This is a genomic window from Paenibacillus mobilis (assembly GCF_058267595.1).
Genome location: NZ_JBZCMS010000006.1, coordinates 226,365 through 240,391, shown reverse-complemented (window position 1 = coordinate 240,391; position 14,027 = coordinate 226,365). Strand labels below are relative to the sequence as shown.

General features: G+C 52.3%; 12 protein-coding genes and 1 other RNA gene. 1 reads left to right on the top strand and 12 read right to left on the bottom strand.

Annotation, left to right across the window (positions count from 1 at the left end; all coding sequences use genetic code 11):
- Positions 1–95: 95 nt before the first annotated feature.
- Positions 96–596, bottom strand: coding sequence for a YpuI family protein (locus tag AC3ZPD_RS13405; protein WP_490984793.1), 501 nt, complete (start codon positions 594–596; stop codon positions 96–98).
- A gap of 255 nt (positions 597–851) precedes the next feature.
- Here AC3ZPD_RS13405 and AC3ZPD_RS13400 point away from each other — a divergent pair, with 255 nt between their 5' ends.
- Positions 852–2,741 carry a S8 family peptidase gene (locus tag AC3ZPD_RS13400; protein ID WP_490984792.1) on the top strand — a complete coding sequence of 630 codons (1,890 nt, stop codon included), beginning with the start codon at positions 852–854 and terminating at the stop codon, positions 2,739–2,741.
- 165 nt (positions 2,742–2,906) lie between these two features.
- Here the strand turns inward: AC3ZPD_RS13400 and rnpB are convergent.
- The 11 genes from rnpB to AC3ZPD_RS13345 all read right to left on the bottom strand — a co-directional run bounded on the left by rnpB (position 2,907) and on the right by AC3ZPD_RS13345 (position 13,972).
- Positions 2,907–3,317: RNase P RNA component class A (gene rnpB / locus AC3ZPD_RS13395), an RNA gene on the bottom strand.
- Positions 3,318–3,390: 73 nt separating this feature from the next.
- The gene (locus AC3ZPD_RS13390; RefSeq protein ID WP_490984791.1) at positions 3,391–4,506 is read right to left on the bottom strand and encodes a Nif3-like dinuclear metal center hexameric protein; all 1,116 of its coding nucleotides are present in this window, start codon (positions 4,504–4,506) and stop codon (positions 3,391–3,393) included.
- Positions 4,482–5,240 (bottom strand): tRNA (adenine(22)-N(1))-methyltransferase, encoded by a 759-nt coding sequence (locus AC3ZPD_RS13385; RefSeq protein WP_490984790.1) that lies wholly within the window; start codon positions 5,238–5,240, stop codon positions 4,482–4,484. The genes AC3ZPD_RS13390 and AC3ZPD_RS13385 overlap by 25 nt, the downstream gene beginning before the upstream one ends.
- The gene (locus tag AC3ZPD_RS13380; protein WP_490984789.1) at positions 5,237–6,061 is read right to left on the bottom strand and encodes a hypothetical protein; all 825 of its coding nucleotides are present in this window, start codon (positions 6,059–6,061) and stop codon (positions 5,237–5,239) included. Before AC3ZPD_RS13380 ends, AC3ZPD_RS13385 begins: the two co-directional genes overlap by 4 nt.
- Positions 6,062–6,176: 115 nt before the next feature.
- The gene (gene rpoD / locus AC3ZPD_RS13375; protein ID WP_490984788.1) at positions 6,177–7,307 is read right to left on the bottom strand and encodes an RNA polymerase sigma factor RpoD; all 1,131 of its coding nucleotides are present in this window, start codon (positions 7,305–7,307) and stop codon (positions 6,177–6,179) included.
- A 45-nt stretch (positions 7,308–7,352) separates the two neighbouring features.
- Complete coding sequence (dnaG, locus tag AC3ZPD_RS13370) at positions 7,353–9,170, bottom strand: DNA primase (RefSeq protein ID WP_490984787.1); 1,818 nt, start codon at positions 9,168–9,170, stop codon at positions 7,353–7,355.
- 40 nt (positions 9,171–9,210) lie between these two features.
- Entirely contained in the window at positions 9,211–9,666 is a 456-nt protein-coding gene (locus tag AC3ZPD_RS13365; RefSeq protein WP_490984786.1) for a YaiI/YqxD family protein, read from the bottom strand.
- 43 nt (positions 9,667–9,709) lie between these two features.
- Positions 9,710–11,791 carry a glycine--tRNA ligase subunit beta gene (glyS, locus tag AC3ZPD_RS13360; protein WP_490984785.1) on the bottom strand — a complete coding sequence of 694 codons (2,082 nt, stop codon included), beginning with the start codon at positions 11,789–11,791 and terminating at the stop codon, positions 9,710–9,712.
- Positions 11,784–12,668: a glycine--tRNA ligase subunit alpha gene (gene glyQ / locus AC3ZPD_RS13355; protein WP_094093614.1), complete on the bottom strand. Its 885-nt coding sequence runs from the start codon at positions 12,666–12,668 to the stop codon at positions 11,784–11,786. Before glyQ ends, glyS begins: the two co-directional genes overlap by 8 nt.
- 353 nt (positions 12,669–13,021) lie before the next feature.
- Complete coding sequence (gene recO / locus AC3ZPD_RS13350; RefSeq protein ID WP_490984784.1) at positions 13,022–13,768, bottom strand: DNA repair protein RecO; 747 nt, start codon at positions 13,766–13,768, stop codon at positions 13,022–13,024.
- Between the two features lie 63 nt (positions 13,769–13,831).
- The gene (locus AC3ZPD_RS13345) at positions 13,832–13,972 is read right to left on the bottom strand and encodes a YqzL family protein (RefSeq protein ID WP_490984783.1); all 141 of its coding nucleotides are present in this window, start codon (positions 13,970–13,972) and stop codon (positions 13,832–13,834) included.
- Positions 13,973–14,027 lie beyond the last annotated feature (55 nt).

Sequence of the window (14,027 nt, the reverse complement as noted above, 5' to 3'; positions counted from 1 at the left end):
CCGGTCGAACGAAGTCTGACGCATTTGGAAAAAAATAAAAAGGATGCCCCCGTTCAGGGCATCCTTGTCGTTGCAGAATATGGAAAAAAGCTCGCTTAGCAGCCGCTTTTCTGCATGCGCAGTTGCGTCAAATAGTCGCTTTCGTAATACGTCAAGTCGTCGCGCAGCTCCTCAAAATTCCGGGTGATGTCCAAAATCACCGCCCGCGCGGCGCTTGCCGGTTTCTTACGAAAACGAATCGCATCCTGGCCTGTATAAGCGTAACGGCCGTCCTCCGCGTAGCTTTCGCTTTTCGGATAAAAGAAAAGATTTACACAATCATGATAAACATGGTAAAGCGCCTTCTCTCCCGTTTCCTTATCGAAATTGGCACGGCGCAGGAGTACACCCAGCTTCTCGTAATTCGTCTCCGTAAATACAAGCAGATGTCGGAGATCACTCAAGAAACCTTTGTAGAAACGTACCGATTCCTCATCCTGCTCCTCCACCAACTGGGGCAGCGAATACTGGTTCAGAAAAGTTTCAATTCTTTCTGCGGCTGTCTTTAGTTTGTTTCTAGCGGATTCACATAGTTCTCGGGTATTCGCTTCATGCATAGTGTCAGTTCTCCTTCCATTCTGTCAAGGCAAGAGATCACAATTCAAAACTGAATCGATCTGCTGGCTATATTCTACCATAAATTGTTTGTCAAAGGTATCCCAACTTGTCCGGGCAAACGCCCTAAAATCCATTAATTCCTAGAGTGTTTTATACCCTTTTCCGGAATAAAAAAACCGCTCTCTCCCCACGATATCGGTAGGTATTAAAACAGCCCGATCAAAATCATTTTGGGAGAAGAAGGTGGCTTTATCGTGACGATCAAAAAATGGACAATGCTTGGCCTGTCGGCCGCTATGCTAACCGCTCTGGTTCTTCCGGGCTGCGGCTCCGGCCCTGCGCAAAATAATCAAAAGGTGCAAGAGCAGGCCAGTTCCGAAAGCGAACATCGCCTTAAACAAAACATGCTGAAACGCGACGTTGATGCAACCGACAAACTGACCCGCAGGAATGCAAACCAGCATATGCAGGAGCTGGCCGCCCGTTATGCTAAAAATCCAAAGGAAGCCAGCCGGTATGCGGCAAATCTACAAAAGACCCATGCCCACCTGCTTGCCGTGTTCCCTTACGGATTTAACGGCGTTTCGGACGTAAAAAGGGAAAGCTTTAAGCCTTCAACCAGTGAAAATAAAGAGTTGGCCGCTTATCTTCGTTTTGCCAAAACTGCTCTTCAGAAGGGTAAAAGTTATGCTTCGCCGGCTTTCCCGCAGGGAAAGCCGAAATATTTTATCGCCGCCGCTCCAAGCTCCGATCAGGGAGGCAAGCACCGCGGTTTGATCGGCGTTTTTAGCACCGGCATTCTGCAAAGCGTCGAAAACCATCAGCGGAAAAACCTGCGATTGATCCCTTATCCGAAGGAAGGCAAATACAACGTGGAGTCCGTTCATCCCGATACGCTCCGGGACATTACCGTTAAAACGGGAAGCGACAACGAAAACGCCAGCCATTTTTATGAAAACGAAGTAGTCGTTACTTTCAAGAAACAGCCTACTGCCGCGGATTTGCAGCGGATCGAACGGGAAATTGACGGCTGCAAGCCTTCGCAAATTTTAAGAAACACTTATATTTTTCATGCCGATGGAAAAAGCATGCAGGAGCTTGGCGTCTATTTCCGCAAAAACTGGGATCCGAAATATGTGGAGCCTCACTATTTATATATGACAAATGAAACGACATCTTTGGACGAAAGAACCGAAATCCCCAACGATGTTTTATTCTCCGAATATCAGTGGAACCTGCCGATCACGAGCACCAATCAGGGCTGGCAGCTGTCCAAAGGGAACAACGATGTGATCGTGGCGGTTGTAGATACCGGCGTCGATCTCGATCATCCGGACCTTCTGGGAAGAACGCTGCCCGGTTATAACGTGGTGAACCCGGATGAACGTCCTATGGACGATGTCGGGCACGGCACGCATGTCGCAGGAATTATAGCCGCCAACGTCAACAACAGGGAAGGCATCGCCGGCATGACTTGGAACACCAAAATCCTGCCGGTTAAAGCGCTCGACAGCAGCGGCTCCGGCACCACCTACTCCGTGGCGCAGGGCATTATCTGGGCGACCGATCACGGGGCTAAAGTAATCAATTTAAGCCTTGGCAACTATGCGGAGGCCCAATTCCTGCATGAGGCCATTCAATACGCCTTCAATCATGACGTGGTAGTTATCGCCGCTACGGGAAATGACAATACGGAACGTCCGGGATATCCGGCGGCTTATCCGGAAGTATTGTCGGTTTCGGCAACGGACTCGAATCAGAAGCGGGCTTCGTTTTCGAACTACGGGGATTACATCGACGTGATGGCGCCGGGTGAAAGCATCGCCAGCACCTATCCCGGCAACCAGTATGCCGCTTTGTCCGGCACCTCTATGGCCAGCCCTCATGTAGCCGCGCTTGCCGCCCTGATCCGTTCCGAGAACCCGCAGTTGAAGAACACCGAAGTCATGGACATCATCCGGAACAGCACCAAGGATTTGGGCACTCCTGGCCGGGATAAATATTACGGTTTCGGCCAAATCAACGTATTTTCAGCGCTGCAGGCTGCCGGCAATCCCCAGAACCAGGCGCCTGTCCAGCTTTGGCCGCAGTCGGTGCAGGAAAAGCTTATTAATCTGCTTAGACGGTTAAATTCCGGATCCTGAGCCCAAACCGAATCACGGACCAGAATCTCTTTAAACCTTAGGTAAAAGCAAACAAACCCCTGTTTGATTTCTCTCGGCCGAGCCGGGAGCATCAAACAGGGGTTTTTCAGGATTCGATTAAGTTCCTAAACAAGGGTTTCATTCGTAGGTTTGCAATGTTGCAGTGATGGAAGTTTTCCATAAGCCGGGTTCTGTACTCGTCGTGGTGATAACGGGAACTACCCTCCCACCATAAGTGACAATCATCTATCTAGGCCGTTTATTGCTAAACGGCTCCAGCGACCAACCCAGACGCGCCTCGGGCAAAGGCTGCTTCCCTTTCGGCAAGCTGCGTCCCATTAGGTCTTGCTCCAGATGGGGTTTACCAGGAACGAAGTCACCAACGCTCCTCGGGGTCTCTTACACCTCGGTTCCATCCTTGCCTGTGCCGCACACGCACGCGCGGCCATCGGCGGTCCATTTCTGTGGCACTATCCTTCGGCTCGCGCCGACTGGACGTTATCCAGCATCCTGCCCTGTGGAGCCCGGACTTTCCTCCCGCAGCGCATGGCTGCCGGCGATTGTCTGTCAAACTTCCAAACAACATCGTATAGTATACCGAAATTCGATATCCAGCACAAGCCTAAATCAGCGGAAACGCAGGAAATTTTTAGCGGAGCACAAAAACCTCGGTATTCACTTCGGACGCGGCCACCTTGGTTTCGCTGCGCTGCTCGGCCAGCTTGGCAGCCAGCCAGTCCGCTACTTTTCTTTTCATGATCTTTTCGGCGTTGTGCCCCGGATCAATAAAAGCTACTCCTGCCGCAAGCGCATCCTGGGCCGTGTGGTAATCCACGTCGCCGGTTACCAGCACGTCGGCGCCGCGAAACTGGGCGCTGCGCCAGTATTTGCCGCCGGAGCCGCCGATGACGGCTGCTTTGCGGAGCTTTTTCCCCAGATCGCCTACCACGCGGACAAAAGGAACGTCAAGCTCCCGCTTTACCAGCTCCGCAAACTCGCCAAGCGTAGTTGGCTCCTTCAATTTTCCGACCCGGCCGAGGCCAAAGGTACGTCCTTTCAGATCCATAGGATAAAGATCATAAGCGGCCTCCTCGTAAGGATGGTTTTTAAGCATCGCCTGGATCACTTTGCTGCGAAGACTGTTCGGCACAACTGTCTCAAGGCGAATCTCGTCCGCCCGCTCCAGCTTGCCCGGCTGACCGATGAAGGGTTCGCTGCCTTCGCCCGGCAGGAAGGTGCCATAACCTTCAATATTAAAGCTGCAGTGGCTGTAATTGCCGATATGTCCGGCCCCGGCGTTTAATACGGCGTCGAGCACTTTTTGATGATGATCCTTGGGCACAAAAACTACAAGCTTAAACAGCTTGTCCGTATGAACATCCTCCAGGGAATCCGTACTTTCAATCCCCAGCGCTTCAGCCATCCAGTCGTTCATGCCTCCCTCTGTGACGTCAAGGTTCGTATGGCTGATATAAACGGCAATATCATGTTTGATCAGCTTCTCATACACCCGGCCAGCGGGAGTATCCGTCTGAAGCTGGGCCAGCGGACGGAAAATAATCGCATGGTGTGCGATGATCAAATCCGCCCCGATCCGGATTGCTTCCTCCACGACCTCCAAATTCACGTCCAGCGCCACAAGCACCTGCTTGATCTCTTTCTGAAGCGTGCCCAGCTGGAGGCCGATTTTATCGCCTTCCATCGCTACGTGTTTGGGAGCCAGCTGTTCCATAAGCTGAATTACGTTCTGTCCTTTTGCAAACATGCCAATACCTCCTTCAACCGGTTCATCTGCTGGTCGAGCTCCGCTTCCTTCTTGCGGGCATTATCCTGATCGGATTTCCCCATCTGCTTCCGGATTTTGGACAATTTGTCCAGTTCGGAGGCCCATTTTTCAAAAAAAACGTTCGAAGGATTCCGGGTCAGCAGCGGTCCCATCAAAATCAAGCCCTCCCGCGTCAAGGTCAAGTCCACGGAAAGTTGTCTATCCCGGTAAAGCTCCTCATTTAAGGCAGCAGCCCCATCCCGCCGGTCCGCCACGATAATTTCATAAATTTTGCCGTCTTCCTCCAAAATCTCTTCCGCCGCCAGCACCCAGCCCCGTTCAAGCAGCCAGAGCCGCACCATATCTTCGCCTACATTAGGCTGAAGGATCAGACGCTGCACGCCTGTCAGCTTGTCCTGACCTTCGTTCAGTATAGTTACAATCAGAGCACCGCCCATGCCGGCAATCGTCACGACGTTAACTTCCCCCGCCTGAACCACGGCCAGGCCGTTGCCTTTGCGAACGGATATTTTGGCGCCAAGACCTGCCGAAGCCACCTGCCGCCCCGCCGCCTCAAACGGGCCATCATTCACTTCTCCCGCTACCGCTCCGGCGGCGCGGCCTGACAATACTGCCGAGACCGGCAGCAGCGCATGGTCGGAACCGATGTCGGCGAAAGTGCAGCCTTCCGGCAGGTAATCCGCTATTTTTTGCAATCTTGCTGATAGTTTCATGAAGCCACCCACGTTATCCATTTTTTTCGAAACACAAACAGTATTATAAAGGCCAGCGCCAATTTCGCCAAACAAAGCCATACAAAAAAGGAAGGAACCTCATGCCTGAGCCAATATGCATCCGCTTCCGGCATCAGCCAGACGGTCACGCCTGCCCCGAAATAAACGACGGAAACATCCTTCCGTCTAAAATGCACCAGCCAGCTGATCCATAACCAAACGACGGCCAAGGGCAGCCAAAGCACCTGCAGCATTTCCCACGACTCCCGAGGATGCCAATACCCGAACAAAAAAGCGTACAGCAGGATTCCGCAAGCGAGCCCGCAATAATGGACAAAAGGAAGCCGGAGAAAGAATCCCGCCGCGGCCCAGACGACCGCACAGCAGCCGATTAATGCCGCTTTGGAAAGCTCATCCTCCCAGCCCTGCAGCCGCAGCATCCATATCCCAAACGCCAGCAGCAGCAAACTGCCGGTCAATGCCGCCAAATATGCATTCCACTTGCTGCGGGATCTGGTAAGTGAAGCAGCGGTATAAAGCAAACAAGTCAGCAAAAGAGCCGAAGCCATTTGCAATGGCCAAGGAAAACGGCTAAAATAAAAACCTATAAAGAAAATGAATACAGAAATGCCAAATCCAAGCATCCAAACCCATAAATTCCCTTGCCGGATGGACGAAGCGGAAATCCAAGACCTGCGGGAGGTTTTGGGCTCATCCTTGTACAAATTTTCAAGAAAATCGCAGTATTGCTCCGGCAGAAGCCTGCCGTTTCTCCAATGGTCTATTTCGGTTAAAATGATTTCTTTTTTGTCGGCATTCACGATGTCCACCTCCCCCGCAGTGGGCAAAATTTATACTTTGAACTCATACTGATCAGATCTTGCCAAGAAAAAGGACCTTGCTGCATTTGCAGAAGGTCCATGTACAATGTACGGCCTATTCGAGAAAATCCTTTAACCGTTTGCTGCGGCTTGGATGGCGAAGCTTCCGCAAAGCTTTCGCTTCGATCTGACGGATACGTTCCCGGGTAACTCCGAACACTTTACCCACCTCTTCGAGAGTTCGCGTACGTCCGTCATCAAGACCGAAACGCAGCCGGAGCACGTTCTCTTCGCGCTCTGTGAGCGTATCGAGCACATCTTCGAGCTGCTCTTTCAAAAGTTCGTAGGCCGCTGCATCCGCAGGTGCAAGCGCCTCCTGATCCTCGATAAAATCTCCCAGATGCGAATCGTCTTCTTCCCCGATCGGGGTTTCAAGAGACACGGGCTCTTGGGCGATTTTCATAATTTCGCGCACTTTCTCCACGCTGAGTTCCATTTCAGCCGCAATCTCTTCCGGCGCCGGTTCACGGCCCAGCTCCTGAAGAAGCTGTCTGGATACCCGAATCAATTTGTTGATCGTTTCAACCATATGAACCGGAATACGGATCGTTCTAGCCTGGTCCGCAATCGCCCGGGTAATAGCCTGTCTGATCCACCAGGTCGCGTAAGTACTGAATTTGAACCCTTTGGAATAGTCAAATTTCTCAACCGCTTTGATAAGCCCCATATTGCCTTCTTGAATCAGGTCCAGGAACAGCATGCCGCGTCCTACATAACGTTTTGCGATGCTGACCACCAGCCTCAGGTTCGCTTCCGCCAAGCGGCGTTTCGCTTCCTCATCCCCGTTTTCAATCCGCTGGGCCAGTTCGATTTCCTCATTGGCGGACAAGAGAGGAACCCGTCCAATTTCCTTCAGGTACATCCGTACGGGATCATTGATTTTGATGCCCGGAGGCAAACTCAGGTCATCGTCAAAATTGAAATCGTCCTGATCCCCGTTCTCCTCATCGTCGCCTTGCCGTCTTGCCAGTTCCTCGTCGCTCACGTTGGTGACGTCGATGCCGTTGTCGCTCAGCTGTTCAAAAAACTCATCCATTTGTTCCGGATCCTGCTCAAAGGGAGAAAGCTTCTCCATGATTTCTTTGTATGTCAGAGATGACCGTTTTTTGCCCAGTTCCATGAGCTGGTCTTTCACCTGCTCAAGCGTTAATTCCGTTTCTAGTTCAGTATGCTGTTCGTTCGTCATATGGGGCTCCCTCCTCCCTAGAAACCTTCGCATCATCATCTGTGTCTACTGTCTTTCTAGGGCTATAATCTCACTTGCAATTTGTGCTGCGGTTAGAAAGTCACCCGCTTTCTCCGCCGCAATCATTTCTTCTCTCTTGCGATCAATATTGCTTTTTACGGGAACTTTCCGGATTTCCTTAATACAGTCGTCCAGTTCCTGGGTGGTCCATTCCCCCGGCGTGTCCATCATCGCGATGGAGCTTACCGTTTTCTCCAGCTTTTCGTCCTGTAGAGAAGACATAAAGCGGCTGGCGTCAGGGGTTTTTCCTTGGGCGTAATAAGCATATAGATAAGCGGCGATAGCCGCATGTTCCTTAATGTTAAATTGATCTCCAAGACGGTCGTTTACGTAGCTGGCAACCTCTTCGTCCTGCAGCATAAACGATAACAGACGCCGTTCCGCCACATGATAGGCCGGCAGCAGCACCGGAGCTTCGGGCTGCCGATTTTTATGCCTACCATTATTCCACCAATTGGCGTTATTATCCCCATCATTTTGGTTTTTTTGAAGTTCCTGCCGATACTGGTTGCATTCCTGCTTCAGGCTTTCAAAAGACACCTGGAGATCCGCGGATACCTCTTTCAGGTAAATTTCACGTTCCGTAGGTGAAGGCAGCGGTGCAATCACTTCCATCGCCTCTTTGATATAAGCCACTTTTCCAGCTTCTTCTAGCAGTATATGATTTTTCTTTAAATATATAAGCTTAAATTTAACCGCTGTAACCGCACCCTCAAGGACCTGATGCTGAAAACGTTCCCCTCCGTATTTCCGGATAAATTCATCCGGGTCCAGCCCTTCGCCAATCATGGCGATCCGGACCTTGAAGCCGGCCCCCTCCAGAATCGGGATGCTCTTCATGGCGGCCGCTTGCCCGGCTTTGTCGCCGTCATAACAAACAACGGCTTCATCGGCCAGCGATTTCAAAATGGCGGCATGGCTTTCCGTCAAGGCCGTTCCCATGGTCGCTACCGAGTGGTGAACACCGGCGTCCCAAGCACTGATCACGTCGCCAAAGCCTTCAAAAATGACGACCTGGCGTTTTTTCCGGATTTCGTTTTTGGACTGGTGCAGATTGTACAGCGTACGGCTTTTGCTGAACAGCTTGCTTTCCGGCGAGTTTAAATATTTCGGCTGCCCTTCGCCCATAATCCTTCCGGCGAAAGCAATTACCTTGCCGCTGCGGTTATGAATCGGAAATATGACCCTATCCCTGAAGCGGTCGACAAAACCGGACCCGTCGTTCTTCGCCGACAGCAATCCGCCTTTCTCCATGGCTGCAAGGTCAAAGGATCTCTTCTCCAGAAACTGGAGCAGAGTATCCCAGCGGGCAGGCGCATAGCCGATTTCAAACTGGTCGATCAGCCGTTCATGGATCCCGCGCTGCTTCAAATACTCCATTGCGTTCTGGCCGTATTCCGTATTCTTAAGCAGAAAATGATAAAATTTGCCTGACCATTCGTTAGCCTGAAGCAGCGCTTCAAGCTCCGGATTTTGCGGAGCAGCTGCGGGGGCTCCCGCATCCTGGAAAGGAATATGCGCTTCCTCCGCCATCGTCTTCACCGCTTCCGGGAAAGTCAGGCCTTCAATTTCCATTCTGAATTTTATGGCGTTTCCGCCTGCCCCACAACCGTAGCAGTGGAAAATCTGACGGTCCGGCGTTACGGTGAAGGACGGGGTTTTCTCGGAGTGAAACGGACAAAGCCCCTTCATGTACTTCCCTTGTTTCGTGAGATGAACATGCTTGCTAACGGTATCGACAATATCATGGTGTCGCAGTACAGCTTCAATGACTTCTTCCGGGATGTTTCTTCCGGTAACCATCTATACCACCTTCATCTCTTGTGCACAGTATAGTAATTCGCTAAGAACATCCGATCTCCTGCCGATCCTCTAAAAGTTTTGTCAACTTTTGCTGAAAATGCGCCCGGTCTTCCGCGGTAAACGGCCGCGGACCTTTAGAGTGGCGCCCGGCTCTGCGCGCCTTCGCCTGGGCATGGCGCCGTTCCAGCAGGTAATCGATATTTCCGGCATCCAGGGAATCCCCCCTTGGAGACAGAACATCGCAGCACTTGGCGATAGCCAGTGCTGCGAGTCCGTAGTCCTGCGTTATGACAATATCGCCCGAAGCGATATGATTGGCGATGAACAGATCGGCGCTCTGCGAGCTCCGGTCCACCCTGGCCACCTTTACGCCTTCACTCTCCTGAAGAAGATGGTCGAAGGAGGCCACCATTAGCACAGAGACCGAAAAAGCTTTGGCGGTCTGCGCAATTTCCTGTTTCACCGGACAAGAATCACCGTCAACCACAATCTGCATCTTTCGGTCCCTCCCGCTTGATCAAATCTTCCGTGTTCCCTGGTTAAGCCCAAACAAGTTTGCTGAAATCAGCAAATGCTTTCAGATCCCCGTCAATGCCTGCAAGAAGCGCCAGGCGATTGTTGCGGATCTGTTCGTCGTCGGCCATAACCATTACGCTGTCAAAGAAAGCGGTGATCGACGCCTTCAATCCGCTAAGCGTGCTGAGCGCCTGCTCGGCTTCTTTACCGGCAAGCGCCTGCCGGTAGCTGCCCGACACGGACTGCCAGGCTTCATAAAGCGCCTGCTCGGACGGTTCGGCCAGCAGGTCCGATCTTACTTTCTCGGAGGAAACGGCTTTTGCGGCGAGGTTGCTGACCCGATTGAAGGATTCAACTATCGTCTTAAAATCCTCCTGGCCGTTTACGGCAGCGGCGAGCGCATGCCCGCGCTTCACGACGGAAACGACATCGTCATAACCGGCTGCAATTACCGCATCCACGATATCGTAGCGAAGCTCATCCGACAATAGCTTTTTCACGCGAAGACCGAAAAATTCATTCATATCCTGCGTCACTTGCGCAGCAGGCCGTTTCAATCCTCTCAGCTCTTCATGCGCTTCGATGCCCAAAGCAAAAATGTCGCTCAGGTTAATTTCCAGCTTGTGCTCCAGCACGATTTGCACGATGCCGGCCGCCTGGCGTCTCAATCCGTACGGATCCTGGGAGCCCGTCGGAATGATCCCGATCGAGAAGCATCCCACCATCGTATCGATTTTGTCCGCCATACTGACAATAGCTCCGGCCAGGGAGGCAGGCGCGCTGTCGCCGGCAAAACGCGGCTGGTAATGCTCAAACACGACATCCGCCACCGCTTGAGGTTCGCCGGCTTTGCGGGCATAATCCTGACCCATAACGCCCTGCAGCTCAGGGAATTCGTAAACCATTTGCGTGACCAGGTCAAACTTGCAAATTTCCGCGCCGCGGTTCGCCGTTTCACGTACGCTGCTTTCCACGTTCAGCTTGGCTGCCAGGCTGTCGGCAATCCGGCGGATACGGCGGACTTTGTCCCCGATCGTTCCAAGTTCTTCATGGAACACGATCGTTTCCAGCTTGGAAAGCGCATCTTTGATGGCCAGCTTCTGGTCTTCCTCGTAAAAAAACTTGGCGTCGGACAGACGGGCGCGAAGCACCTTCTCATTCCCTTTAGAGATGACGTCCAGCGATTCCGCATTCCCGTTGCGGACCGTTACGAAGAAGGGAAGCAAAGAACCTTTGCTGTCCAGCACCGGGAAATAACGCTGATGCTCACGCATCGAAGTAATCAATACTTCCTGCGGAATGTTCAGGAACGATTCGTCGAACGTCCCGACCAGCACCGTCGGTGTTTCTACAAGGAACAGCACTTCTTCAAGCAGATCTTCCTTGACTGCGATGTTCCAGCCTTTTTCGGCCGCAAGCTTGTCGATTTGATCCACGATCAGCTTCTGGCGTTCTTCCGTGTCCGCAATAACATACTGTTCGCGAAGCACATCCAGGTAAGTGCCCGGCTCCGAAATGACGGCTTCCGAACCCAGGAAGCGGTGCCCCCGGGTGACGTTGCCGGATTCTACGCCCACGATGGACATCGGCACGACGTCCTGGCCGAACAAAGCCACAATCCATTTAATCGGACGGACGAATTTGAAATCGTAGCTGGCCCAGCGCATGTTTTTCGGGAAAGTCATCGCCGTCAAAATGCCGAGCAGGCTTTCCGGCAGCACGTCGGCCGTATATACGCCTTTAGTGTTTTTTGTGACGTAAATGTATTCCACGCCGCCAAGCTCACGGAATGTAAATTGTTCGGGATCCACGCCCTGGCTGCGGGCAAAACCAAGCGCGGCTTTGCTCCAGTTGCCGTTTTCGTCCAAAGCGATTTTACGGGAAGGGCCCTTCACTTCTTCCTCAACGTCCTCTTGCTTTTCGGCAACCTCTTTAACCAAAACGGCCAAACGGCGCGGCGTCGCATAAGCCTCTACCGTTCCGTGCTGAATGCCGGAGGCGTCCAGCCATTTCACCGTACGGTCTTTGAACTGGTCCATCGCCGCCCGGATAAAGCGGGCCGGCGTTTCCTCTAATCCGATTTCAAACAGCAGATCCTTAGGCATGGTCTACTCCTCCTTTAAGCAGCGGGAATCCTAGCTTCTCGCGTTCCTCCAGGTAAGTTGCGGCAACCTGTCTCGCCAGATTGCGGACCCGGGTAATATAACCGGTTCTTTCCGTTACGCTGATCGCGCCTCGCGCGTCCAGCAGGTTGAAGGTATGCGAGCATTTCAGGACATAATCGTAGGCCGGGAACACGAGGTGCTCGCTCATCGCGCGATTCGCTTCCTGCTCGTACATGTTAAACAAAGTAAACAGCATTTTGACGTCGGATACCTCAAACGTATATTTGGAGTGTTCGACTTCCGGATGATGGAACACGTCGCCGTAGCTGATGCCTTCCACCCACTCCAGATCAAACACATTTTCTTTCTCCTGGATGTAAGAAGCCAGACGCTCCATACCGTAGGTGATTTCAACCGCTACCGGGTTGGTTTCAATGCCGCCCACCTGCTGGAAGTAGGTAAACTGCGTGATTTCCATGCCGTCGAGCCAGACCTCCCAGCCCAGGCCCGCGCAGCCGAGGGAAGGATTTTCCCAGTTGTCTTCCACGAAACGGATGTCGTGTTTAAGCGGATCAACACCCAAAGCCTTCAAGCTGTCCAGGTAAAGCTCCTGAATGTTGTCAGGCGAAGGTTTGATAATCACCTGAAACTGGTGATGCTGGTAAAGACGGTTCGGGTTTTCCCCGTAACGGCCGTCCGAAGGGCGGCGGGAAGGTTCGACGTAAGCGACTTTCCAAGGCTCAGGACCCAGCGACCGCAAAAAGGTCATCGGATTCATCGTACCCGCCCCTTTTTCCGTATCGTACGGCTGGACAAGAATACAGTTCTGTTCGGCCCAGAACTTTTGCAGCGTCAAAATCATCTGCTGAAAATTCATACAAACACTCCTTACCTGAAATTTGTTGGTTTCATTTGAATCCAATAAATCAAAGCCGCTTTGCGGCGATTATATACAGACAGCAAAAAGCTCCCGCCTCTACGCCTGTATATCAGACGTAGGGACGAGAGCTGTTCCCGCGGTTCCACCCTACTTGATCCAGCCGATGGCCGAATCCACTTTTCACGTTCCGTTTGCCGCTCCGGGGATCGCCCTAAGACAAACCAGCCAATCCGGGCTTGCACCGTCCCCGGCTCGCTAACATCGGCTTTGCGTTTATCTCTTTCCCTTTCAACACAGCAACTCACTTTTATGAGAAATATGATTTATAATAGCTGATTTCAAACGCCAAGTCAAATCTGGTATTTATCAAGCTGATCCAAAAAGTTCCGCGACTTGAGCTGCATCCCGAGCTGCATGTCCATCAGCGCCCTCATCAGCGTTTTCAGCTCCGTTTTGGTCGTATCCTTCACCGCCACATTGCCCAGCCTGCGCATATCCAGCTTTGCGAATACGCGAAGCAGCTTTAACGCCGAAGGAGAAACCGCCAACGCCGCCGGATCCAGATGCCGGCTTCTCCGGCTGAGCACGCCGCCCAGCCTCGGACTAAAGAACTCAAGCTCCTGATCCGTCCCCGAAACGACGCAAACGTCCATTTCCGGCCCGTAGCCCGCCGCCTGCAGGATCTTCATTTCATAGAGGTGGATCAGCACCTCGGGGTCCTTCCCTTCCTGCAGCGCATCCAGAAAAGCCTTTAACTGGCCAAACCAGAAGGAGCCCGTCTCTTCCTCCTGAAGCACCCGGTCCAGCAGCTCGCAGGCATAAGAGCCGTAAGCGGCCAGCGTTAGATCCTCCCGCAGCTTATGATGCGATTCGATGATTTCCCCGGCGTTCAGCGTTCCAAGCCCTTTATTCCTGAAAAAAATGTACTGTCCGTATGTAAAGGGCATCGTCATGGCCGCATGCCGGCTTTTCGGCTTTTTGGCTCCGCGCACCATAACGCCCACTTTTCCGTCCTGTTCGGTCAGCAGCGTAATAATTTTGTTGCCTTCCCCGTAATCCATACTTCGTATAACAATGCCCTCAACTCTGTATAACATAAGCTCCCCCCGCGCCCGGACCTCTCCCAAAAGATCCCCAAAACTTAAAACAAGAGGGGCAACTTAGGCCTCCTCCTGCTCCAGTACCAGTTCTTCGGGCTCCTCCTGCTGTTCATCCTCCGGGGGAGCTCCGACCTCCTTATAAAGCATATAAGCATCTACATCACCAGTCATCGTAAAATACTTCCACGAAAAGTCTCGCACTCGTATTCACCCTTTCTTCGGACATGACGCCTTGCTTTGTAAGAATAGGATGTAC